Annotated in this window: 21 protein-coding genes; 12 read left to right on the top strand and 9 right to left on the bottom strand. The window is 69.2% G+C overall.

Annotation, left to right across the window (positions count from 1 at the left end; all coding sequences use genetic code 11):
* Positions 1-51 precede the first annotated feature (51 nt).
* The 6 genes from L0H79_RS11765 to L0H79_RS11740 all read right to left on the bottom strand — a co-directional run bounded on the left by L0H79_RS11765 (position 52) and on the right by L0H79_RS11740 (position 6,617).
* A complete protein-coding gene (locus L0H79_RS11765; RefSeq protein ID WP_301484798.1) occupies positions 52-1,254 on the bottom strand; it encodes a hypothetical protein in 1,203 nt (400 codons plus the stop codon).
* Positions 1,255-1,735: 481 nt separating this feature from the next.
* A complete protein-coding gene (locus L0H79_RS11760; RefSeq protein WP_301484797.1) occupies positions 1,736-3,178 on the bottom strand; it encodes an aldehyde dehydrogenase in 1,443 nt (480 codons plus the stop codon).
* Between the two features lie 139 nt (positions 3,179-3,317).
* Positions 3,318-3,953 carry a hypothetical protein gene (locus L0H79_RS11755; RefSeq protein ID WP_301484796.1) on the bottom strand — a complete coding sequence of 212 codons (636 nt, stop codon included), beginning with the start codon at positions 3,951-3,953 and terminating at the stop codon, positions 3,318-3,320.
* 43 nt (positions 3,954-3,996) lie between these two features.
* Positions 3,997-5,922: a penicillin-binding transpeptidase domain-containing protein gene (locus L0H79_RS11750; protein WP_301484795.1), complete on the bottom strand. Its 1,926-nt coding sequence runs from the start codon at positions 5,920-5,922 to the stop codon at positions 3,997-3,999.
* A gap of 57 nt (positions 5,923-5,979) precedes the next feature.
* Entirely contained in the window at positions 5,980-6,393 is a 414-nt protein-coding gene (locus L0H79_RS11745) for a type II toxin-antitoxin system VapC family toxin (protein WP_301484794.1), read from the bottom strand.
* Complete coding sequence (locus L0H79_RS11740; protein ID WP_301484793.1) at positions 6,390-6,617, bottom strand: CopG family ribbon-helix-helix protein; 228 nt, start codon at positions 6,615-6,617, stop codon at positions 6,390-6,392. The genes L0H79_RS11745 and L0H79_RS11740 overlap by 4 nt, the downstream gene beginning before the upstream one ends.
* 74 nt (positions 6,618-6,691) lie before the next feature.
* Between L0H79_RS11740 and L0H79_RS11735 the strand changes: the two genes are divergently transcribed.
* Genes L0H79_RS11735 through L0H79_RS11725 form a run of 3 tightly spaced genes read left to right on the top strand, consistent with a single transcriptional unit; the run spans position 6,692 to position 9,348 of the window.
* Positions 6,692-7,753: an App1 family protein gene (locus L0H79_RS11735; RefSeq protein ID WP_301484792.1), complete on the top strand. Its 1,062-nt coding sequence runs from the start codon at positions 6,692-6,694 to the stop codon at positions 7,751-7,753.
* Between the two features lie 4 nt (positions 7,754-7,757).
* Positions 7,758-8,618, top strand: a complete 861-nt coding sequence (locus L0H79_RS11730; RefSeq protein WP_301484791.1) for an Fpg/Nei family DNA glycosylase — start codon at positions 7,758-7,760, stop codon at positions 8,616-8,618.
* A 13-nt stretch (positions 8,619-8,631) separates the two neighbouring features.
* Positions 8,632-9,348: a hypothetical protein gene (locus tag L0H79_RS11725; protein ID WP_301484790.1), complete on the top strand. Its 717-nt coding sequence runs from the start codon at positions 8,632-8,634 to the stop codon at positions 9,346-9,348.
* Between the two features lie 58 nt (positions 9,349-9,406).
* Here L0H79_RS11725 and L0H79_RS11720 read toward each other — a convergent pair whose 3' ends face one another.
* On the bottom strand, positions 9,407-9,760 hold the full coding sequence (locus L0H79_RS11720) for a CD225/dispanin family protein (RefSeq protein ID WP_301484789.1): 354 nt from the start codon (positions 9,758-9,760) through the stop codon (positions 9,407-9,409).
* Positions 9,761-9,932: 172 nt separating this feature from the next.
* On the opposite strand from L0H79_RS11720, the gene pdxY reads away from it, so the two are divergent.
* Positions 9,933-10,781 carry a pyridoxal kinase PdxY gene (gene pdxY / locus L0H79_RS11715; protein ID WP_301484788.1) on the top strand — a complete coding sequence of 283 codons (849 nt, stop codon included), beginning with the start codon at positions 9,933-9,935 and terminating at the stop codon, positions 10,779-10,781.
* A 192-nt stretch (positions 10,782-10,973) separates the two neighbouring features.
* Entirely contained in the window at positions 10,974-12,236 is a 1,263-nt protein-coding gene (locus L0H79_RS11710) for an ATP-binding protein (RefSeq protein WP_301484787.1), read from the top strand.
* Positions 12,237-12,463: 227 nt separating this feature from the next.
* Here the strand turns inward: L0H79_RS11710 and L0H79_RS11705 are convergent, their stop codons facing one another.
* The gene (locus L0H79_RS11705; RefSeq protein ID WP_301484786.1) at positions 12,464-13,477 is read right to left on the bottom strand and encodes an NAD(P)-dependent alcohol dehydrogenase; all 1,014 of its coding nucleotides are present in this window, start codon (positions 13,475-13,477) and stop codon (positions 12,464-12,466) included.
* Between the two features lie 584 nt (positions 13,478-14,061).
* Here L0H79_RS11705 and L0H79_RS11700 point away from each other — a divergent pair.
* The 4 genes from L0H79_RS11700 (at position 14,062) to L0H79_RS11685 (ending at position 16,935) form a co-directional block, all read left to right on the top strand.
* On the top strand, positions 14,062-14,835 hold the full coding sequence (locus L0H79_RS11700; protein ID WP_301484785.1) for a sensor histidine kinase: 774 nt from the start codon (positions 14,062-14,064) through the stop codon (positions 14,833-14,835).
* Positions 14,832-15,488, top strand: a complete 657-nt coding sequence (locus tag L0H79_RS11695) for a response regulator transcription factor (protein WP_301484784.1) — start codon at positions 14,832-14,834, stop codon at positions 15,486-15,488. Before L0H79_RS11700 ends, L0H79_RS11695 begins: the two co-directional genes overlap by 4 nt.
* 432 nt (positions 15,489-15,920) lie before the next feature.
* A complete protein-coding gene (locus L0H79_RS11690; RefSeq protein ID WP_301484783.1) occupies positions 15,921-16,376 on the top strand; it encodes a DUF6326 family protein in 456 nt (151 codons plus the stop codon).
* Positions 16,377-16,494: 118 nt separating this feature from the next.
* Entirely contained in the window at positions 16,495-16,935 is a 441-nt protein-coding gene (locus L0H79_RS11685) for a hypothetical protein (RefSeq protein ID WP_301484782.1), read from the top strand.
* Between the two features lie 92 nt (positions 16,936-17,027).
* On the opposite strand, the gene L0H79_RS11680 is transcribed toward L0H79_RS11685, so the two are convergent.
* The gene (locus L0H79_RS11680; RefSeq protein WP_301484781.1) at positions 17,028-17,597 is read right to left on the bottom strand and encodes a dihydrofolate reductase family protein; all 570 of its coding nucleotides are present in this window, start codon (positions 17,595-17,597) and stop codon (positions 17,028-17,030) included.
* 429 nt (positions 17,598-18,026) lie between these two features.
* Here L0H79_RS11680 and L0H79_RS11675 point away from each other — a divergent pair, with 429 nt between their 5' ends.
* Genes L0H79_RS11675 through L0H79_RS11665 form a run of 3 tightly spaced genes read left to right on the top strand, consistent with a single transcriptional unit; the run spans position 18,027 to position 19,407 of the window.
* Positions 18,027-18,566, top strand: a complete 540-nt coding sequence (locus tag L0H79_RS11675; protein ID WP_367652464.1) for an ArsR/SmtB family transcription factor — start codon at positions 18,027-18,029, stop codon at positions 18,564-18,566.
* Complete coding sequence (locus tag L0H79_RS11670) at positions 18,563-19,090, top strand: SRPBCC domain-containing protein (RefSeq protein ID WP_301484779.1); 528 nt, start codon at positions 18,563-18,565, stop codon at positions 19,088-19,090. Before L0H79_RS11675 ends, L0H79_RS11670 begins: the two co-directional genes overlap by 4 nt.
* Positions 19,091-19,119: 29 nt before the next feature.
* Positions 19,120-19,407: a hypothetical protein gene (locus tag L0H79_RS11665; RefSeq protein WP_301484778.1), complete on the top strand. Its 288-nt coding sequence runs from the start codon at positions 19,120-19,122 to the stop codon at positions 19,405-19,407.
* The last annotated feature ends 312 nt before the right edge of the window (positions 19,408-19,719 follow it).

Below are 19,719 nucleotides of genomic sequence, written 5' to 3'. Positions count from 1 at the left end.
CGCACTGCAGGGCAACGCCTGGGTCCCAGTCCCAGCCTGAGACCTGAGTAGTTACTTCTCGACGTCGAACAGTCGACAGGCCAAGATGACGCGCACTCCGTCAACCGCCGTCGCTTCTTGAATGAGATCGGCAATGACGTCGTAGCGCTCCGAGAGGCGCCCGGACGCTAGCGACACGGCGTCGAGTTGGTCGATGATCAGGAAGGCGTCGCGGCCGTCTGCCGCCTGTCGCAGCGCCGCAACCGGCGAGGTCGAGAGGCCCAGCTGAACGCCCAGTTCGATGGTCGAACCGAACGCGCCACGGCGGTCAAGTCGGAACGCCAGCACCTCGGCGTCCTGCGCCTCGAACTCCTGCGCCGCCTGGTAAAGCACAGAACTCTTTCCACCACCGCCAGCCCCAACGACAAATGCAAGGCGGGTCGTAGTCATAAGGTCCACGAGATCTGCAGCTTCCTGCCTTTCGATCGACGGCGAGAGCAGTTCGCGCTCGATCGTGCCGCGCCAGCTCTGGGTCGTTGCCACCACCTGCTCATGGGCCGTGCGCCGTGCCACCGAGTCGCGCGGCGTGATGCCGTCGCGAGCAAGAGCGTCAAGCAACTCGCGTCGCGTCATCCGCGTGCGTAGGTTGTTGAGCAGCGCGGCACCTATGCCAACCGCCATGAGGTCGCCGGTCGCGCCCTCCAAGCTCACTTCGGCGAGCATGGCGTTGGTCATGATCAGCTGCTCTTCGACTTCAATCTCGATCCACATACCGCGCAGGGTGTGCCAAGCCGCCTCAGAGCTTCCGAAGACATTCGCCGCGGTCAGCTCATCGAAGGTTGGTCTCAACTCGCGCGTGAGCTGTTGCGCAACGAACTGCTGTGCGTCCACCGATTGCCGTGACCGGCTAGCCATGACGCGAAGTGCCCCGCTCGGAGTCATCGAACTGAAGTGGAACTCACGCCCAGCGGCAACGTGGCGAGCAGCTGCCGCCAAGACTCCACGGCCTCTGAGGGCTGCGATCGTCCAGTGATCGGTGATGTTGTTCTGGCGCTTCACCTGGGTCACCGAGATAGTGCCGTGCTCGTTGACGTAGGTGAACTCCGAGCCTTCAGCCAGCGCAGGGTCAATCTCTTCGAGCGTGAGACTGCGACGCTCGTCCTGGATGCAGAGCAGAGCGTGACGGATGGCCCAAGCCAACTCGTACTTGTTGCCGAGCTTGTCCGCGACACCACCGCCGGCGCCGGCCATTCGGCGGCGTGGGGCGCTGGTCACAGCATCAGGCTAGTCTCCCTCGGTGACAGTCGCCGCCGCGCAAAGGAGAGCGGCGCGCGTCAATCTGGGCCGGAAAGACGCGGCTTGCCGATCCTCTGCGAGTCGTCCACGAGGGCGCAGTGAGGGGCTCCCAGACCACCGCGGCCGCGCCCTCCGGGAGCCCGGACTGGATGGCATGGGCGTCGGAGGTGTCAGGACCTGCTCGTGCGCCCGGTCCGCCACCCGGACCGGGTCCGTGCTGCGGACCTCGTCACCCCTACGTTACGTTCGGCCGTGTCCTCTCACCGATGGGGAGTGAGCCCGAGAGCCCTTGGCCACCCTCGCGGGCGGAAGAACACAACAAGTCCGGCCGTTGCCCGCCTGGCGTGCGGCACCTGCAGGGACGAGGCCGACTTGTTGTGTCGGGCCGCACATCCCAGACGAATCCCAGACGCGACTTCCGCCCACAGGCAGCTCTCTGTGCGACCCTCCTCCTGCAGGCTCAGTAGCCGTAGTGCATCCACACGCCCTTGACCTCGGTGAAGGCGTCGATGGCGTACTTGCCCATCTCCCGGCCCCAGCCGGAGGCCTTGTACCCGCCCCACGGCGCGGCCTGGTCGGGGATCGGCGGCATGTTGATGTAGACCGCCCCGGCACGCAGGCCGTTGGCCACCCGGGTCGCGAACGCGATGTCCTTGGTCCAGACGGTGGCGGCCAGCCCGTACTGCGTGTCGTTGGCCCGGGCCAGCAGGGCGGACAGCTCGTCCTCGTCCTCGTAGGAGAGCACGGACAGCACCGGGCCGAAGATCTCATGCCGCGCGATCGTCATGTCGTCGCGCACCCCGGCGAAGACGGTCGGCTCGAAGAAGTAGCCGCGCTCGCCGGTGCGCTTGCCGCCGGTCAGCAGCTGCGCGCCCTCCTCCGCACCGGTGGCCACCAGCTTCTCGACGTGGGCGAGGTGCTCGGCGGTGACCAGCGGGCCGAGCTGCGTGGACTCCTCGATGCCGGGGCCGAGCCGGAGCGACTCGGCCCCGGCGACGAACTTGTCGAGGAACTCCGGCTCGCGCCTCTTGTCGACGTAGAAGCGGGTGTAGGCCGCGCAGACCTGCCCGGAGTTGAGCGTGGCGCCGCCGAGGTTGCCGGCCACGGCAGCGTCGACGTCGCTGTCCCGTCCGATGATGCTCGGCGCCTTGCCGCCGAGCTCGAGCGTGACGCGCTTGAGGTTGCCGGCTGAGGCCCGCACGATGCTGCGTCCCACCTCGGTGGACCCGGTGAACGACACCTTGTCGACGCCATCGTGCTCGACCAGGGCTGCCCCTACGGAGCCGTCGCCGGTCACGAGGTTGATCACGCCCTTCGGGAAGCCGACCTGCTCGGCCAGCTGGACGAGCTTGATGGCGCTGAGCGGGGTCTGCTCGGCCGGCTTGATGATGATCGTGTTGCCCGTCGCCAGCGCCGGCGCGACCTTCCACACGAGGATCATGAGTGGGAAGTTCCATGGCGTGATGAGCGCGCACACCCCGATCGGCTCGCGCCGGGTGTAGTGCAGTGTGTCGGGGAAGCCGATCGGGTTGGTCTCACCGGTGATCTTGGTGACCCAGCCGGCGTAGTAGCGCAGGTGCTCGATCGACGAGCCGACGTTGGCGAACCGCGCGACCCCGATCGGCTGGCCGACATCCGTGCTCTCCAACCGGGCGACCTCGTCCGCATCCGCCTCGAGTGCGTCGGCGAGCTTGAAGAGCAGGCCCGCTCGGGCTACCGGGCTCATCTCGCGCCACTCGGGGTTCTCGACGGCCTGCCGCGCGGCCGCGACGGCGTCCTCGACATCCTGCGCCGATGCGGCACCGACCTGCTCGATCACGTCCTCGGTGGCTGGGTTGATGGTCTCGAACGAGCCGCCGTGGCCTTGCGTCCACTCGCCATCGATGAAGAGCTTCGTCGGCATGTCATGTCTCCTGGGTCGCGTGTTGGTGTCTCGACGTCCCCATTCTGTGTCCTGTGCGCGCACCGCGGCTTGTCGCCGGGTGAAGGACTGTTGTCCTCGGGCGCAGACCTGCCCGGGCGCTCGAAGCTCCGTATGCCGCTCAGTCGGCTGAGCCGGTCACCCAACTGGGCGGCATACCGACACTGTCGTCAGCTCGCTGCGGCGTCGCGCACCGGGTCCTCGCGGGAACGGTGAGCGTCACGTCGCTGACCAGCGCAGTGACCTCGTTGCGGATCTCGCCGAGCGACGGGTCGTCGATGTCGACCGGTCGGCCGTGGACGTCCGTGACGGTGATGGTGATCGGGTTGCTGCTCGTGTAGGTCGGCGTGAGGATGGTCGACGTTGCGGACCCGGAGCGCGAACCGCCGAGGCGCAGTGTCGACAGGGCCACGAGCAGGGCGGTGCGGGTCGTCTTGTTGAGCGTGCACGTACGCCCGTGGATGGCGTCGGTGTCGACCGTCAGGGTGCCGTTGGCCCGCAGGACGACCGTGTCATGGAAGCCGGCGATCCCACCCGTGCGGCGCATCGTCAGGGGAAAGGTCGGGCCCGTGGGGTCGGCGGAGGGGCGGTCGATCGGCGGTGCGCCGGCCGCCCGGGGGGAACCGGCTGCGGTCGTCCATCCGTCGACGGGTCGACCGGGTGCCGGGGTGGACCCGGTCGCTCCGGTCGTGACGCCGCATCCTCCGAGGCAGAACAACCCCGCGGACAGGCTCGCCACGATCCCCCATCGGACCATGGGTCCATCTTGGTGCCAGATCGAACGATATGCACGCTGTGACTCACGAGATGTCGTAACTGCGCAGGAAGCTGATGATGAACGGCGCTGCATGCGTGGTTCCACTGGGTCCGATCTCGTTGTACGCGGCGATCGCGAGATCTCCTCGCCCGGCCACCATCCAGGCGTGCGTCTTCGGAGGGTTGCCGGTGCCGAACTCTGCTGTACCCGTTTTCGCGTACTCGACACCCACCGGCTGGAGCACCTTGCCGGAGCCCTCCTTGACGACGGCCCGCATCTCGCTGCGCACCAGCTCGGCCTCGGTCGGCTCGAGGGGAGCGTCCGGGGCCGGCAGGCTCGGTTCGTCGGCGATGAGCCTGGGCCGGACGGTCTGCCCGCGCATGACCGATGCGGTGGCGATCGCCATCGCGAGCGGAGATGCCTCGACGCGGCCCTGACCGATGAGCGACGCAGCGTGCTCGACGACGTTGTCGGTGGGTGGCACCGAGCCGAGGAAGCCGGTCCACGGCAGGTCGAGATCCTCGCCGACCCCGAGCGAGTGCGCGGCCGAGATGAGGTCCTGTTGGGACACCTTCTTGTACTGGCTGATGAAGGCCGTGTTGCACGAGTAGGCCAGCGCCGTCGCCAACGTGATGTCGCCGAGCTTGTTCTCGGGGTAGTGGGAGTAGTTGCCGAACCTGCGGCCGTCCACGGTGAGAGTGTTCGTGCATGGCAGCTTCGTGTCGGCGGTGGCTCCGTGGCGGACGAGGGCGAGCGAGCTCGCGAGCTTGAAGGTCGAGCCGGGGGCGGCCCGTCCGGCCAGAGCCAGGGACGCTCCCTTGGTGCCCGGCCCGACCGCGGCCGCGACGATCTCTCCGGTCGAGACGCGCACGGCGACGAGGGCCGTCGGGTGCTTCGTCTCCTTCGCGAGTGCCTTCTCGGCGCCGGTCTGGGCCTGCTCGTCGAGGGTCAGCCGTAGCGGAGTGCCGTCGGTCGACAGCTCGGCATAGAGCTCGCGCTTGTCGGTGGTGCTGCCGTCGGCGCCCTTCGTCAGGGCCTGTACGGCCAGGCCAGGGGCGCCGCGCAGCTGCTTGTCGTAGCGCAGCTGCAGACCGGACTGACCGACCTCGTCGCCGGCCTGCAGCGTGCCGTCCGACTTCTCGACCTGTTCGGCGGTCGCCTCGCCGACGGTGCCCAGGATCGGGGCAGCCCACGTCCGGGTCGGGCCGAGCACCATCATCCGCGGGTTGCGGGAGGCGCCCTTGACCGCGTCGATGGCCGCGATGTTCTTCGTCAGTGTCTTGTCGGTCGTGCGGAGGGTCAGTGCGGGCACGAACGCCTCGGGCCCGGCCTTGGCGACCTTGTCGGCGTAGCTGTCAGCATCGATCCCGAGCACCTTGGCCAGCTTTGCCGCCGACGCCTTGGTGGCGTCTGCTCCGCTGACGTGGGTCTTGTCGATGCCGACGACGGTGACCTCACGCTCGGTCATCAGCGGTCGGCCGTCCGCGGCGAGGATGTCGGCCCGCTTGGGCCATTTGGTCACGAGCGCGAGGACCTCCTCGCGGGTCAGGTCGGGGGCGACGAGACTCGGCGACCACGTCACGCGCCAGGTCCCGTCGACGAGCGTGAGCGGCACCTGGGTCTCGTAGCGCCAGTCGTTCGGGGCCTTCGAGACGTCCCACTGCGTCACGAAGGTCGCCGTCGCCTTGTCGGAGCCCTCGGTCTGTTTCACGTCGGTCACGGTGATGTTGGGGCGCGCGTCCCCCATGCCCTTGTAGGCCCGCTCGACGAAGGTCGTGGCGTCGGCCGGAGTCACTCCGGTGAGGGGGACGCGGGCGAGGTTGCCGCTGGAGAGCCCGTCGGCGAGCGCCTGCATCGTGCCGTCCGGTGTCGGCGGCTTGTCGAACATCGAGCACGCGCTCACGGGGCCGGTCACGAGGACGGCGGCGAGGGCCAGCACCATGCTGCGGCGTCGGGCGGTCGAGGTCACGGCTCAACGGTACGGTGCGGGTCCGCGTTCGCCGAGCCGGGCACGCCCGGACGCACGTCAGCTCGCACGAGAAGCCTGTTGGGGAGTCACGGCGAGACCGCGGCTGACGAGGTCACGGACATCGCAGCTCACCAGTCGAGCTCCGGCGCTCGCGGCGCCGGCCACATAGCCGGCGTCGTAGACCGAGAGTCCCTCGGTGTCGGCAATCCTCACCGCGTCGGCGATGAGCGTCTCGTCGGCCCGCACGAGCCCGCCATCGGACGCGATCGCAGCGACCAACGCTTGCAGGCGAGCCGCGGCCTGCAGGTCGCGCCACGCTCGGACCGCGACGTTGCCAACCTCGTAGTAGGCCAGATCAAGGGTCGTCAGGGTCGCCCCCCCGGCGAGCAGCTCGCATGCTGCCTCGTGCTGATGGTCGTCCGCGTCCTCACGGGCCAGCAGCACGCTGGCGTCGATGAACCAGAAGGTCACGCCGTCGGCCGCTGCCGCTTCAGATCGCGGACGCCGTCCCCGCCGTGATGGCCCACTTCGCTCATGGCGAGCTGCACGCGCCGGGCCCGCTCCTGTCCGCGATGGCGCAAGCCCTCGCGCACGTAGTCGCGCAGCAGGCCGCTGCGGGTCGTGTTCCTTCGAGCGGCCTCGGCGTCGAGAGCGCCGAGCAGGTCGTCGGGTAGCGACACCATCACCTTGGCCATGAGCGAAGTATACCCGGTACTGCCGATCCTTCGATCGGCCGGCCGGCCCGGTCCCCGTCCGTTAGGTTTGGGTCATGTCCCGTCCCCACGCGGCCGCACTGATCGAGGACACCCTCGACAGTCAGGTCGAGCGCGTCCTGCGAGGTCGCGGCTGGGGCAATCGCGTCATCACCCACATCGGCTATGGCTCGACGACATTCGTGCGTGTCCTGGCACGGGTCATCCTCGGACGGGAACAGGACGGCGCGCCGGCCGGCGAACGAGACGCGGCGGCGGCACTGCGCCCACCGCCGTCGGCGCGTGGCTGGCGTGCGTTCGTCACGGCCCCCGCCATCGGCGCTCCGGTGAGCGTCACGATCGGGGATCGCGTCGTCTACGGGCGGTCGGACCGCGGCGGCCACGTCGACTTCGTGGCGCACGACCACGGCCTCGAGCCGGGATGGCGGCAGGTCCTCGTCCGCGCCGAAGGCGGCGAGCCGGTGCCCGCCGACGTGTTCATCGTCGGCGACGACGTCGAGTTCGGGATCGTCAGCGACATCGACGACACCGTCATCACGACCATGCTGCCGCGGCCCATGCTCGCGGCGTGGAACACCTTCGTCCGGCGGGGGCAGGCACGACGGGCCGTCTCGGGGATGGCGCCGCTCTATCGGTCGCTGCTCGCCGAGCACCCCGGCGCACCGATCGTCTTCGTCTCGACCGGAGCCTGGAACGCGACCGGGGCGCTGACCCGGTTCCTCGCCGGATCGGGCTACCCACTCGGGCCGCTGCTGATGACCGACTGGGGCCCGACGAACACCGGCTGGTTCCGCAGCGGCCAGCAGCACAAGCGCGAGAGCCTCAGCCGGCTCGCGCGCGACTTCCCGAAGATCCGCTGGATGCTCTTCGGCGACGACGGCCAGCACGACCCCGAGCTGTACGCAGACTTCGCCCGCATGCAGCCGGACAAGGTCGCGGCGGTCTGCATCCGCGAGCTCACCCCGACCGAACAGGTCCTGTCCCACCCGATCGGGCGTGGCGACAGCCTGACAAGGCCGTACGTGTCGCGGACCAAGCCGACCTTCCGGGCCCCGGACGGGTACGGGCTGGACCGGATGCTGCGCCGGGCGGGACTGCTCGGCGATCCGGCAGGGTGAAGCCATGCCCGAGCTTCCCGAGGTGCAGGCGCTCGTCGACTTCCTCGCCGAGCGGACGGCTGGGCTTGCCATCACCAAGGTCGAGATCGCGTCGTTCAACGTCCTGAAGACCTTCGACCCGCCGCCGCAGGCGCTCGAGGGGTCGCCGGTCGACTCAGTGACCCGGCACGGGAAGTTCCTCGACGTCGACGCCGACGGGACCCACCTGATCTTCCACCTCGCCCGCGCCGGGTGGCTCCGGTGGTCCGAGAAGCTGCCCACCACGGTCGTGCGGCCCGGCAAGTCGCCCATCGCGCTGCGGGTGCGCCTGTCCGACGGGTCGGGCTTCGACCTGACCGAGGCAGGGACGAAGAAGTCGCTGGCGGCATACCTCGTGCGATCGCCTGCGGACGTCCCCGGGATCGCCAGGCTCGGGCCCGACCCGCTCGGCGATGCGTTCACCCGTGCGGAGTTCGGACGCCTCCTTCAGGGCCGCCGCACCCAGATCAAGGGGCTGCTGCGCGACCAGGAGGTCATCGCCGGCGTCGGCAACGCCTACTCCGACGAGATCCTGCACGTCGCGAAGATCTCCCCGTTCGCCATCGCGGGATCGCTCGCCCCCGACGTCGTCGACCGCCTGTATGCCGCTCTGCGCGACACGCTCGCCGGCGCGGTCCGCGCTGCGTCGGGCAAGCCGGCCGCCGAGCTGAAGGACGCCAAGCGGGCCGGGATGCGGGTGCACGGACGGACCGGGCAGACCTGCCCCGAGTGCGGCGACCTCGTGCGTGAGGTGTCCTTCGCCGACACGTCGCTGCAGTACTGTGCGACGTGCCAGACCGGCGGCAAACCGCTCGCCGACCGGCGGATGTCCAGGCTGCTCAAGTGAGGATGTGCCCGACGTGACTGCGCCCTGCTGCCCGACCTTGGCGCGGGTCGTGGGTCTGTCCGGGCTGGCCCTGCTGCTCGTGTCGGGCTGCGGCGCCGGCACGACCGGGGGAGCCGACCACAGCGGGGAATCGACCGGATCGCCGACACCCGCCACGACGACCAGCGCGACCGCCACGTCGCCGGACACGTCGACGCAGCCGCGCCCGCTGCCGACGGGACTGCCCGGCGTGGCGCTCGACGCCGCACTGACGTCGGATCACTCGAGGCTCGTGGCCCGATACCGGGTGACCAACTCCTCGCAGCGTCCCGTGGTTGTGGTCGACCGCATCCCGAAGAGCCTCGGAAGTGCCACCCTCGGTAGCGAGAGTCGCGGCGACATCGACCCGACGTTTGCCTGGGTCGTCATGGCGGATGGGGTGCTGCGAGTCACCAAGCAGGCGTTCCCGATCGCACCGGGCGTCCGGTTCGTCGCCCCCCCGGTCATCGGTGGCCATGTCGCTGAGCCGGGCGGAAGCATCAGCGGCACGGCCGAGGCGCCACTTCCGGCGAGGCTCACCGTGCCGGGCCGGGAGTTCGAGGCGCCTCGGGAGCCGATCGACCCGGCCGCCACGCAGTGGCAGTTCTGCGTGCAGGTCGCCGGCCTCGAGCCACCGCGGGACGTGATCCCGGTCAGCGCGGTCGCGGACGCGCCGCTGCTGTGCACCGCACCCGAGTCGCTGCCCTCGTGACCCGGACCGCCCGCTCGACCAGCACCAGGTCTCCGTTGAGCGGACAGCAAGCCGCAGGTCAGCTCACCGCCAGCGCGAGGATCCCGAGGAAGAAAGCCACCATGACGAAGGCGAGCTGGATCGGGGTGCAGACGACCGCCGCGATCGCCCAGTTCCGGGCCGCCCGGGAAGCCCGGCGCGCCTCCGTGCAGCGTCCCTGAGCCCAGAGCGGTTCTATCGACCTGCCCTTGACGACCGAGACGATCCCGAACGGCAGGAAGCAGAAGACCGCCGTCAGGATCCCGAAGAGCAGGTAGCTGGGCGGAGGCGTACCGATGGGCAAGGGTGACTGGCTGGGCGCCGGCACGTCGGCCCACGCCGAATACCGGTCCCGGGTCGGGTCCGGGGCCGGAGCCCACCTGTCGTCGGTCATCACCTCGCTCCCTTCTCGCGGTCGCAGCTCACAGGATGTGCGGCTGGCGGTCCGCAGGGATGCTCACCCGACCATCCTCGCACGGGCACGTCGGGCGCGAGGGAGACTGAGCGGCATACCGGATGCCGCCGTGTGGCGTTCTGCGCGGCCCGGCGAGACTATCCTCGCGGGGGTGAAGATCCTCTCGATCCAGTCCCACGTCGCGTACGGCCACGCGGGCAACTCGGCCGCCGTCTTCCCGCTGCAGCGGCTCGGGCACGAGGTCTACCCGGTGCTCACCGTGACGTTCTCCAACCACACCGGGTACGGGATGGCGCGGGGCCCGCTCATCGCGCCCGACGACGTGCGCGAGGTCATCAACGGTGTCGAGGAGCGCGGCGCGTTCGCACGCATCGACGCGGTGCTGTCGGGCTACCAGGGTGCGGAGACGGTCGGCGAGGTCATCCTCGACGCGGTGGCGCGGGTCAAGGCGGCCAACCCGCGGGCGATCTACTGCTGCGACCCGGTCATGGGTGACGTCGGTCGGGGCTTCTTCGTGCGCGAGGGGATCCCCGAGTACATGCGCGATCAGGTCATCCCCAGGGCAGACATCCTCACGCCGAACCAGTTCGAGCTCGAGTTCCTCGTCGGGCGCCACCTGGCCACCCAGGGCGAGGTCGACACCGCCGCGAAGGAGCTGTGTGCGCGCGGCCCGCGGGTCGTCGTCGTGACGAGCGTGCTGACCTCGGACACACCCGAGGGCTCGATCCAGATGGCGTGCTACTGCGACGAGGGAGCGTGGCTCGTGACGACCCCGAGGCTCGACATGGACGTCAAGGGTGGCGGTGACGTGGCGGCCGCGATCTTCCTGGCCCACTACCTCACCGACGGTCCGAGAGCCGCGCTGTCCCGCACGGCCGCGACGATGTACGCCGTGCTCGAGAAGACCCACCTGGCCGGCTCCGAGGAGATGCTCCTCGTGCGAGAACAGGACGAAATCGCCCACCCGAAGGAAGTTTTCGAGATCGCCACGATTTCGTGACCGTCCGGAGCGCGGTGCGGGTTATAGTCCAAGTGCGCCGTTCCGCATGACCACCCCTGACCGTGCGGAACGGCGTTCTGCTGTTTGCGCAGGGTAGGTCCCGGAGGTGCCCGGTTGCCGTGGCCGCGACACGCGATGCAGTTGTATGTCGTTGTCTCGGGTTTGCGGTATAGCCGCGTATAGCGTGTGATCGTGGACCCGATCACGAACCCGTACGCCCCCGGTGCCGGCCAGCGTCCTCCCGAGCTCGCCGGTCGCGACGAGCAGCTGCGGGCCTTCGACGTGGTGCTCGAGCGGATCGCCCGAGGACGGTCGGAGCGCTCGATCGTGCTGACCGGGCTGCGCGGGGTCGGAAAGACCGTCCTGCTCAACGCGCTGCGCTCTGCCGCGGTCCGGGGTGGCTGGGGGACGGGCAAGTTCGAGGCACGGCCCGACCAGCGGCTCCGGCGTCCGCTGGCGGCAGCAGCCCACCAGGCGGTGCGCGAGCTGGGGCACCCACGCGGCGAGGACGTCGACCACGTGCTCGGCATCGTCAAGTCGTTCGCGCTGCGTGAGGCACCCTCGGGGGCGCGGCTGCGGGACCGGTGGCAGCCGGGCATCGACGTGCCGGCCGTGCCGGGCCGGGCGGACTCCGGCGACATCGAGATCGACCTCGTCGAGCTCTTCACCGACATCGGGGGGCTGGCCGCCGACGTCGGCAAGGGGGTCGCGGTCTTCGTCGACGAGATGCAGGATCTCGACGCCGACGACGTGTCGGCGCTCTGCGCGGCGTGCCACGAGATCTCGCAGACCGGGCTGCCCGTGATCGTCGTCGGGGCCGGGCTGCCCCACCTGCCGGCCGTCCTGTCGGCGTCGAAGTCCTACTCGGAGCGGCTGTTCCGCTACCAGCGGATCGACCGCCTGCCGCGGGCTGCCGCCGACCGGGCGCTGGTCGGCCCGGCGGCCGAGGAGGGGTGCGCGTTCATGCCCGAGGCGCTCGACGCGATGTATGCCGTCACGGCCGGTTATCCGTACTTCATCCAGGCGTACGGCAAGGTCGTGTGGGACGTCGCTCCCGTCTCGCCGATCACCGCCGACGACATCCGGGTCGCGGCACCTCAGGCCGAGTCTGAGCTGGCGGTCGGGTTCTTCGGGTCGCGCTTCGAGCGGGCCACCCCGGCCGAGCGGGAGTACCTGCGGGCCATGGCTGACGCTGCGATCGTGGGATCGTCTGAGGGCCAAGCCGACTCGTCGGGGGACGTGGCAGCGGATGGCGGCTCGGCGGCATACGACAACGGGGCGGAGCTGTCGGCGGTGCCGACATCGGCGGTCGCCGCGGTGCTCGGGCGCAAGCCGCAGTCCCTGTCGCCTGCCCGGGATGCGCTCATCAAGAAGGGGCTCATCTACTCGGGTGAGCGGGGGCAGATCGCGTTCACGGTGCCGCACTTCGGCAGGTACCTGCGCGCCCAGGCGTGAGGGGTGCACCAGCCAGCGCCGCGAGGTCAGCACGACGTGGCCCACCGGGATCAGCCACAGGCCGAAGAACATGGCTCCCACGCCCCAGGCATTGTCGCTCAGCGTGTAGAGCAACTGCACGGTCGCCGGGACGTCGCCGCCTGGTGGCAAGGTGGGGTCGGTGGCACCCTCGGTCGCGGGAGGGGCCCCATCGGAGGGTTCTGTCGGCCTGGTCCTTGATGTGTAGGTCATTCACTTCGGTCTCCTTCGGTGGTGGTCGCGGCGTGGCTGTCGCGCACTGCGATGACGATCTTGCTTCGGGCGTGTTGCTCGGCGAGGTGGCGGATGGCCTTGACGATGTCGGCCATCGGGTAGGTGGTCTCGATCGCGGGCGTGACCGCTTGGGCTTCGATGAGCGCGGTGAGCGCGACCAGGTCGGTGTGGGACGGCTTCGCGGCGTGCACCCGCAGTCGCTGGGGCACGAACGGCGACAACGCCAGCGCCCGCAGGTAGCGGCCCAGCGGACCGATGAACGGGCCGCCGTGCCCGCTTGCCAGCACGAGCGTGCCGGTCCGGGTCAGCGCGCGTCTGTACGCTGCCAAGGGGTGCCGGCCGGCGAGGTCGACGATCACGTCGTAGCGCTGCCCGCTTCCGGCGAAGTCCTCCCGGGTGTAGTCGATGACGTGGTCGGCGCCGAGCGAGCGGACCAGTTCGACGTTGCGGGTGCTGCACACGCCGGTGACGTCGGCGCCGAGGGTTCTGGCGATCTGGACGGCGAACGTGCCGACGCCCCCTGACGCGCCGTTGATCAGCACCGCCTGGCCGGGTTGAACCAAGGCGACGTCGCGCAGTGCCCGCAGGGCGGTGACGCCGGCGACCGGCACCGCGGCGGCCTGCTCGAAGCTGAGGTTGGCGGGCTTGCGCGCGAGCAGACGTTCGGGGACGCAGGCGTACTCGGCGAAGCTGCCCGCAGTGGTCTCGGAGTAGACGTCGTCGCCGGAGCGGAACCGGGTCACTGCGGCGCCGACCGCCTCGACCCGGCCAGCGAGGTCTCGTCCGCGGACGGCGACGCGTGGCCTGCGGAGCCCGAGGGCAGCGCGCGTGATGTACGGCCGCCCCGTGGTGGTGAACCAGTCTCCGTGATTGATCGAGGCTGCGTGGACCCGGACGAGCACGTCGTTTGCGCGAGGGGTCGGCCTGGCGATCTCCTGCAGGCGGAGGACGTCGGCGTCTCCGTAGGCGTGTTGGACGATCGCCTTCATAGTGGCGCTCTGCTGCATGGTGATGCTCTCCCGGGCAAGGCGCTCGGACGCGGTCGTGAGCGCTCCGTGGTCGATCGGTGATGAAGTAACGATGGCGGAGGATCTCGACGGGCACATCCGCTCGCCGACCTGAGTCGTCCTGGTCGCGGGGACGGTTCATGCCTGGTACTTTCGGCCGATCCGCACGGCCGCGGTTCCCCTCTACGCTGAGGGCATGGCGGTCAACGCCCTCCAGACGCTGTGGGCCGAACCCCGCCCTCCGCATCCGCCCGTCCGCGTGTGGCGGGACTGGGTGCTCGTGGCCACGCTCGTGTCGTGGTCGGTGGTGGAGGTGCTGCTCCGCGAGGACCGGGCGTGGCGTCCGCTCGTGTTCACCGTCAGCGTCGTGGTTGCACTCACCCTGTTGTGGCGACGCACCCATCCCCTGGCCGCGGTCGCGGTCGCGTTCGGCACGCTGATCGCATTCGACCTCGCGAGGATCCTCGGAATCGACGCGACCGGGCTGGACAGCATCGCGGCTCTGCTCGTGCTGCCCTACTCACTGTTCCGCTGGGGAGCCGGCCGAGGCCGCGGTCGGTCTGGGGGTGATCGTTGTCTGGCTTGCCGTCACGCTATCCGCCGAGCAGGTCGGCGCGGCCGAGACGGTGGCCGGGTACGGGTTCTTCCTGTTCTCAGCTGCGCTCGGCACGTCGATCCGCTACCACACCAGGATCCGCGTCCGCGACATCGAGCAGGCGAATCTCCGCCAGCGCAACCAGCTTGCGCGCGAGCTCCACGACACGGTCGGACACCATGTCTCGGCCATCGCCATCGCGGCCCAGGCCGGGCGCCTCGCCGCAGCCGGCCACCCCGACCGTGCACTGGCGGCCCTGGAGACCATCGAGGACACGGCGTCGCGGACCCTCGAGGAGATGCGCACCATGCTGCGCGTCCTGCGCGACGGGACGGAGCCCGACCTCGCCCCGCAGCCGAGGGTGGCCGACATCGGACACCTCGCCCGCAGCGTCGGAGGGTATCCACGGGTCGACGTGCAACTGTCCGGCGACCTCGACCACCTCAACCCCTCCGTGGGGGTCGCCCTCTACCGGATCGCCCGAGAAGCGGTCACCAACGCGGTGCGCCACTCCCGCAACGCAACCCGGGTCATCATCCAGGTCACGGACCAGGGCGACCAGGTCCGCCTGAGCGTCCGCGACGACGGCGAGGCGAGCTCAACCGGCCACCCCATCCCGGGATACGGCCTGCTCGGCATGACCGAACGGGCCACCATCCTGGGCGGCAACCTCCGGGCCGGGCCGGCCCCTGACGGCGGCTGGGCCGTCGACGCTGTGCTGCCGAAACAGGGCGCGACCACATGACGATCCGCGTGCTCCTCGCCGACGACCAGGACATCGTCCGTGCCGGACTCACCATGATCCTCGACGCCCAGCCCGGCATCGAGGTCATCGGTCAAGCCGCCGACGGCCGCGAAGCGGTGAGGCTCGCCCGCAGACTCCGACCCGACGTCTGCCTGTTCGACATCCGCATGCCCGGCGTCGACGGGATCGAGGCCACCCGCCAACTCGCCGGCCCCGACGTCGAGGACCCGTTGGCCGTCGTCGTGATCACCACCTTCGACCTCGACGAGTACGTGCACGGTGCGCTGAAGGCCGGCGCCCGGGGCTTCCTGCTCAAAGACGCCGGCCCCGCCCTGCTGACACAGGCCATTCAGGCGGCCGCCCACGGCGAGGCCCTGATCGCCCCGAGCATCACCGCGCGGCTCCTCGCCGCCTTCGCCCACACCTACGCGGGCTCGCCGCCGGCGCAGCCCATCGAACCGCTCACCAGCCGGGAGGAGGAGGTCTTGATCCCGGTCGCCCAGGGCTGGACGAACAGCGAGATCGCCGACGACCTGCACATCAGCATCAGCACCGTCAAGACCCACCTCGCCGGCCTGATGCGAAAGCTCAACGCCCGCAACCGAGTCGAGATCGCCATGTGGGCCTACGAAACAGGCCGCATCAAGACCTGACCCGCGCACACCAACCCGCTCTCGCCACGGATCGTCACCTGCAGCCAGCAGCGGGCGCGGCGCCAGGTCCTGGCGAAGCACCGCTTCGACCGCGGACCAATAGGTCAGCACCGCAACCAAGGCTCAGTCCCGCGGCCCCCGGTCCGGGGGGTTCGTGGGTCGAGGTTCGGCCCACAGCGAGCGGAGTGCGTTGGTGGCCACCCTGATCAGCCGAGGTAGCCCGCGTGATCGGCGTGTCCGCCGAAAGTACAAGAGCTCGGCTGTGCCAACGGCCAGGTTGAATCGGGCTCCGGGGCTGATGTGCCCGCCGCCGGCATCCGTGAAGGTGGAAGCACCCACCCGATCGAGGCAAGGAGCACTGCGATGAGAACACCTCAACCCCACGCCGCGCTAGACAATGCGCCATCCCACAGAGTGCTGGAGGATCTGCTCATGCCCGTGCAGGCCAAACTCGCAGCAGCATGGACCGGCTTCATGTTCCTCTACATCTACGTCGACTACCTCGCCCTGTACAAGCCCGGCTTCGTCGACGACATCCTGGCCGGCATCGTCCACGAGTTCGATACGGGCCCAACCTTTGTCGCCATTGCGCTCACGCTCATGGCCATCCCGATCCTCATGATCCTGCTCTCCACGACACTGCCCGCCCGTGTCAACCGCATCATCAACCTCGTCGTAGCAACGCTCTACATCCCCGTCTCGATCTACAACGCGGCAGGGGAGTCCTCGACCTACTTCTACTTCTACGGCCTCTCCATCGGACTCGAGGTGCTGCTCCTGGCCTTCATCCTGCGCTCCGCCTGGACTTGGCCCCGCCACACCGCATCACCGGCGACCAGGGCAGCCAGCCTCAACACGGAGCCACTCCGCACGCCGCAGCAGGCGTGACTGCCGCCCCGCGCCCGACCATCCTCCGCTCGCGCCACCCGCGGGCACGGTCACCTGTCGCTGCGTTCGCTGCTGAGGCAGGTGACTGTGCCGCAAACCCCCAGAAAGGTCTTCGGTCATGATCGAGGCACGCGAGCTCACCAAGCGCTACGGCGACACCACCGCCGTGCACTCCCTCAGCTTTCCGATCGCGCCCCAGCACCTGCTGCGTGACCTGGCCGGCGCCGGCGAGGTGTACCCCGACGCGATCTGGCCGGTCCAGATCGCTGACGCGCTCCGCGAGCTGATCCACCACGCCAACCTCGCCAGGCAAGCCGGCGCCGCCAGCATCAACGAGCAGGTCCGCGACGGCTTGATCGGCCGGTTCCGTAACCGTGTGAGGGTCGGCCTGTCGGCCACCACCAGCCACGGATCCAGGCCCGGGGAACGCAAGGCCCTGAGACGTGGCGGGTCGGCGACGATCTGGCGGTTGAAGGCCGCAGTCCGAGCCGTCGCCGCGCCCAGCAGCCGAGCCGACGATGCTGACGTGTATGCCACGCAGCCGAGCCGACGATGCTGACGTGTATGCCACGCAGCCGAGCCGGACGCTGCCGCGTCCCCCACGCGGCATGTGCGTGCACAGGCTGGCCAACGTATCAGGACCACATCACGTCAAGCCGTTACTCGCGCAGGCCGGTATCGCAGGGCGACCGCCCCCGACCGGAACTCATGGCGCTCCACGAGCTCGAGCTGGATGCGCTCGCGCAGACCGGCGAGCAACGTCGGCCCGTGTCCGGCAAGGACCGGCTGCACAAGGAACACGTACTCGTCGATCAGTCCCAGATCTGCCAACGCCAAGGGAAGCGTCACGCCACCCACGAACAGGCCCTCGCCTGGCTCCTGCTTGAGCCGCTGGACCGCTTGCCCCAAGTCGCCTCGCACCAGCTCGGCATTCCAGTCGACCCCGCTCAGCGTGCTCGACACGACGTACTTCTTCGTCCGGTCGATGGTCTCGGCGAACAGGATCTCCCACTCATCCATCCAGTCAGGCCACGTGCCCGTGGCCGGCTGCCGCCACGCCGACTCCATCATCTCGTAGGTCACCCGGCCGAACAGCAGGGCATCGGCTCGTTCCAGCTCAGCGGTCCAGTAGCGCATCGACTCCTCGTCGGGGGCCAGCCCTGCCTCGTGGTGGCAGCAGCCGTCGAGTGTGACGTTGATCGAGTATCGAAGTGGCCTCATCTCGTGGCTCCCCTTGATGCGCGCAGCGCGTTTCACCGGACCGGACTCAGATCACTGTAGGCGCCACTTCTCATCGGCGCCCGATCCCACCTGCTCAACAGCGTCGTGGTGCGTTCCAGACCGCAGACCCAGCGCGCGACCGATTCGACGATCTGCCCAAGCCGCGGGCAGCCGGCGGCTGTCCCAGAACGCGCCGCCGAGGCGGCTCCATCGCGTCGCCGACCGCCGGCACGCCGGCTGGGGTGCGGCGCGGCTCTCCTTGTCTCCGACCACGCCACGCGGTCACCACCGGGAGGTCGGTGGCCGTCAGCGGGCAGATCTCGTTGGCCACCCACCGACTGAGCGTTCGCGCAACCCTTGACAAAAAGATCTGTCAAGGGTTCGATTGCCTCTATGGACGATGTTCGAGTGCTCACGGACGCAGCCGCCGTGGAGGTCGCGCTCGACCCGACCCGGGTCGCGATCCTCGACGCGTTGGCGGAGCCGGGGTCGGCGACGACAGTCGCGGCGGTGGTGGGGTTGACCCGTCAGAAGGTGAACTATCACTTGAAGGCGCTGGAAGCTCATGGCTTGGTGGAGCCGGTGGAGACACGTGCCTGGGGCGGTATCAGGGAACGATTCCTACGTCGCTCGGCACGGCATCTGGTGGTCTCGCCGGAGGTGTTGCAGCGCTCTGCCATCGATCCAGACGCGGTCGCGGATCGCCTGTCGGCCGCGTACCTGATTGCCGTGAACGCGCGGACGGTCTCTGAGGTCGGCGCGATCACCATGGCGGCAGCGAGCGGCATACGGATGCCGACCCTGACAGTGGACACGGTGATCGGATTCGACTCGCCTGAGGATCGGGCCGCATTCGCCGCCGATCTGCAGGCAGCAGTTGCTGCCCTGGTCTCGCGGTACCACGACGACCAAGGACGACCTCACCGTCTGACCATCTCGTCATACCCTCAACCGAAGGAGTCATCATGACCAACCCCGACCAGCCCGGACGTGTCGAACATCGGGCGGAGCGCATCTACGACGTGGCCGCGAGCCCGGAGCAGGTGTGGGAGGTGATTGCGACGGCTGGGGGGATCTCCTCGTGGATGCTGCCGACCCGACTGGACCCGCGGGTCGGTGGCGAGGTTGTCTTCGAGCTCGGCGACATCACGCTGACCGGGGTCGTCACCGACTACACGCCGAACGAGAAGTTCGCGTACGAGGAACCCTGGCCGATCGGGGACCGGCCAGAAGACGTCGCGCCCGGCATGGCTGAGTGGTTCGACACGATCGGGGTCCCGCTGTCGGCGGTCTTCGAGACTCTCCCGCTGGTGACCCCGATCGCGACAGAGTTCCTCATCGAAGCGGCATCGGGCGGCAGCAGCGTGATCCGCGTCGTCACCAGTGCCTACGGGACCGGCGCGGACTGGGAGAACGAGTTCTTCGCCGAGATGGTGGCCAGCGTGTACCCGATCCTGGACAACCTCACCACCCGATTCCCCGTGCCGGCATGACCGAGAACACTGCCCACGATGGGATAGCCATGCCTCAGCCGTCCCCCATCAGCATCTCCCCCGTCCACGTTGCCGACCTGCTCCCCGGCGTACGGCTCATCCCCACAGCCGGCCACACCCGCGGCTCACAAGTCATCGTCGTCGATACCGGGCCGCGCCCCACGGTCATTGCCGGTGACACCGCTGTCTGGTTCGGCGAGCTCGACAACCCGCAGACCGAGAGCCAACACCTCGTGCGTGCGCTCAACCCGGCGCACGTGTGGCTCTCGCATGTGCACGAGCCTTGGCGGCCCAAGATCAACGAACACGCCACCTGACGCGGCCACCTTCTCTCCCAGGCAGGCCCATGATGCGGCGTCAGCGCCCCCTGAGGATTCTCGAAAACCTGGCGGCCATCGCCGTCACGAACCAGAACGATGACGGATCGATGACCTCCGCTGCGATACAATCTGTATACAGGTTGAGATAATATGTATTCATGGGTTCACTGCTCCAGATCCGTGACGTGCCCGACGAGTCTCGTCGTGAGCTCAAGGCCCGCGCCGCCGCACAGGGTCAGTCGCTCAACTCATTCGGGTGCGGCTCCGCTGCAGTGAGGCAGCGGTGTCGGGTTCGTGTGGTTTTGACCC

It is taken from the genome of Intrasporangium sp. (genome assembly GCF_030452765.1).
Classification (GTDB): domain Bacteria; phylum Actinomycetota; class Actinomycetes; order Actinomycetales; family Dermatophilaceae; genus Intrasporangium_A.
This window is presented reverse-complemented; position numbering and strand designations above follow the sequence as displayed.

Excerpts from the sequence above, each read along its gene's own strand:
- L0H79_RS11760 (WP_301484797.1), bottom strand. The coding sequence starts at position 3,178 with ATGCCGACGAAGCTCTTCATCGATGGCGAGTGGACGCAAGGCCACGGC.
- L0H79_RS11755 (WP_301484796.1), bottom strand. The coding sequence starts at position 3,953 with ATGGTCCGATGGGGGATCGTGGCGAGCCTGTCCGCGGGGTTGTTCTGC.
- L0H79_RS11740 (WP_301484793.1), bottom strand. The coding sequence starts at position 6,617 with ATGGCCAAGGTGATGGTGTCGCTACCCGACGACCTGCTCGGCGCTCTC.
- L0H79_RS11735 (WP_301484792.1), top strand. The coding sequence starts at position 6,692 with ATGTCCCGTCCCCACGCGGCCGCACTGATCGAGGACACCCTCGACAGT.
- L0H79_RS11730 (WP_301484791.1), top strand. The coding sequence starts at position 7,758 with ATGCCCGAGCTTCCCGAGGTGCAGGCGCTCGTCGACTTCCTCGCCGAG.
- L0H79_RS11720 (WP_301484789.1), bottom strand. The coding sequence starts at position 9,760 with ATGACCGACGACAGGTGGGCTCCGGCCCCGGACCCGACCCGGGACCGG.
- L0H79_RS11705 (WP_301484786.1), bottom strand. The coding sequence starts at position 13,477 with ATGAAGGCGATCGTCCAACACGCCTACGGAGACGCCGACGTCCTCCGC.
- L0H79_RS11695 (WP_301484784.1), top strand. The coding sequence starts at position 14,832 with ATGACGATCCGCGTGCTCCTCGCCGACGACCAGGACATCGTCCGTGCC.
- L0H79_RS11690 (WP_301484783.1), top strand. The coding sequence starts at position 15,921 with ATGCCCGTGCAGGCCAAACTCGCAGCAGCATGGACCGGCTTCATGTTC.
- L0H79_RS11685 (WP_301484782.1), top strand. The coding sequence starts at position 16,495 with ATGATCGAGGCACGCGAGCTCACCAAGCGCTACGGCGACACCACCGCC.
- L0H79_RS11680 (WP_301484781.1), bottom strand. The coding sequence starts at position 17,597 with ATGAGGCCACTTCGATACTCGATCAACGTCACACTCGACGGCTGCTGC.
- L0H79_RS11670 (WP_301484779.1), top strand. The coding sequence starts at position 18,563 with ATGACCAACCCCGACCAGCCCGGACGTGTCGAACATCGGGCGGAGCGC.
- L0H79_RS11665 (WP_301484778.1), top strand. The coding sequence starts at position 19,120 with ATGCCTCAGCCGTCCCCCATCAGCATCTCCCCCGTCCACGTTGCCGAC.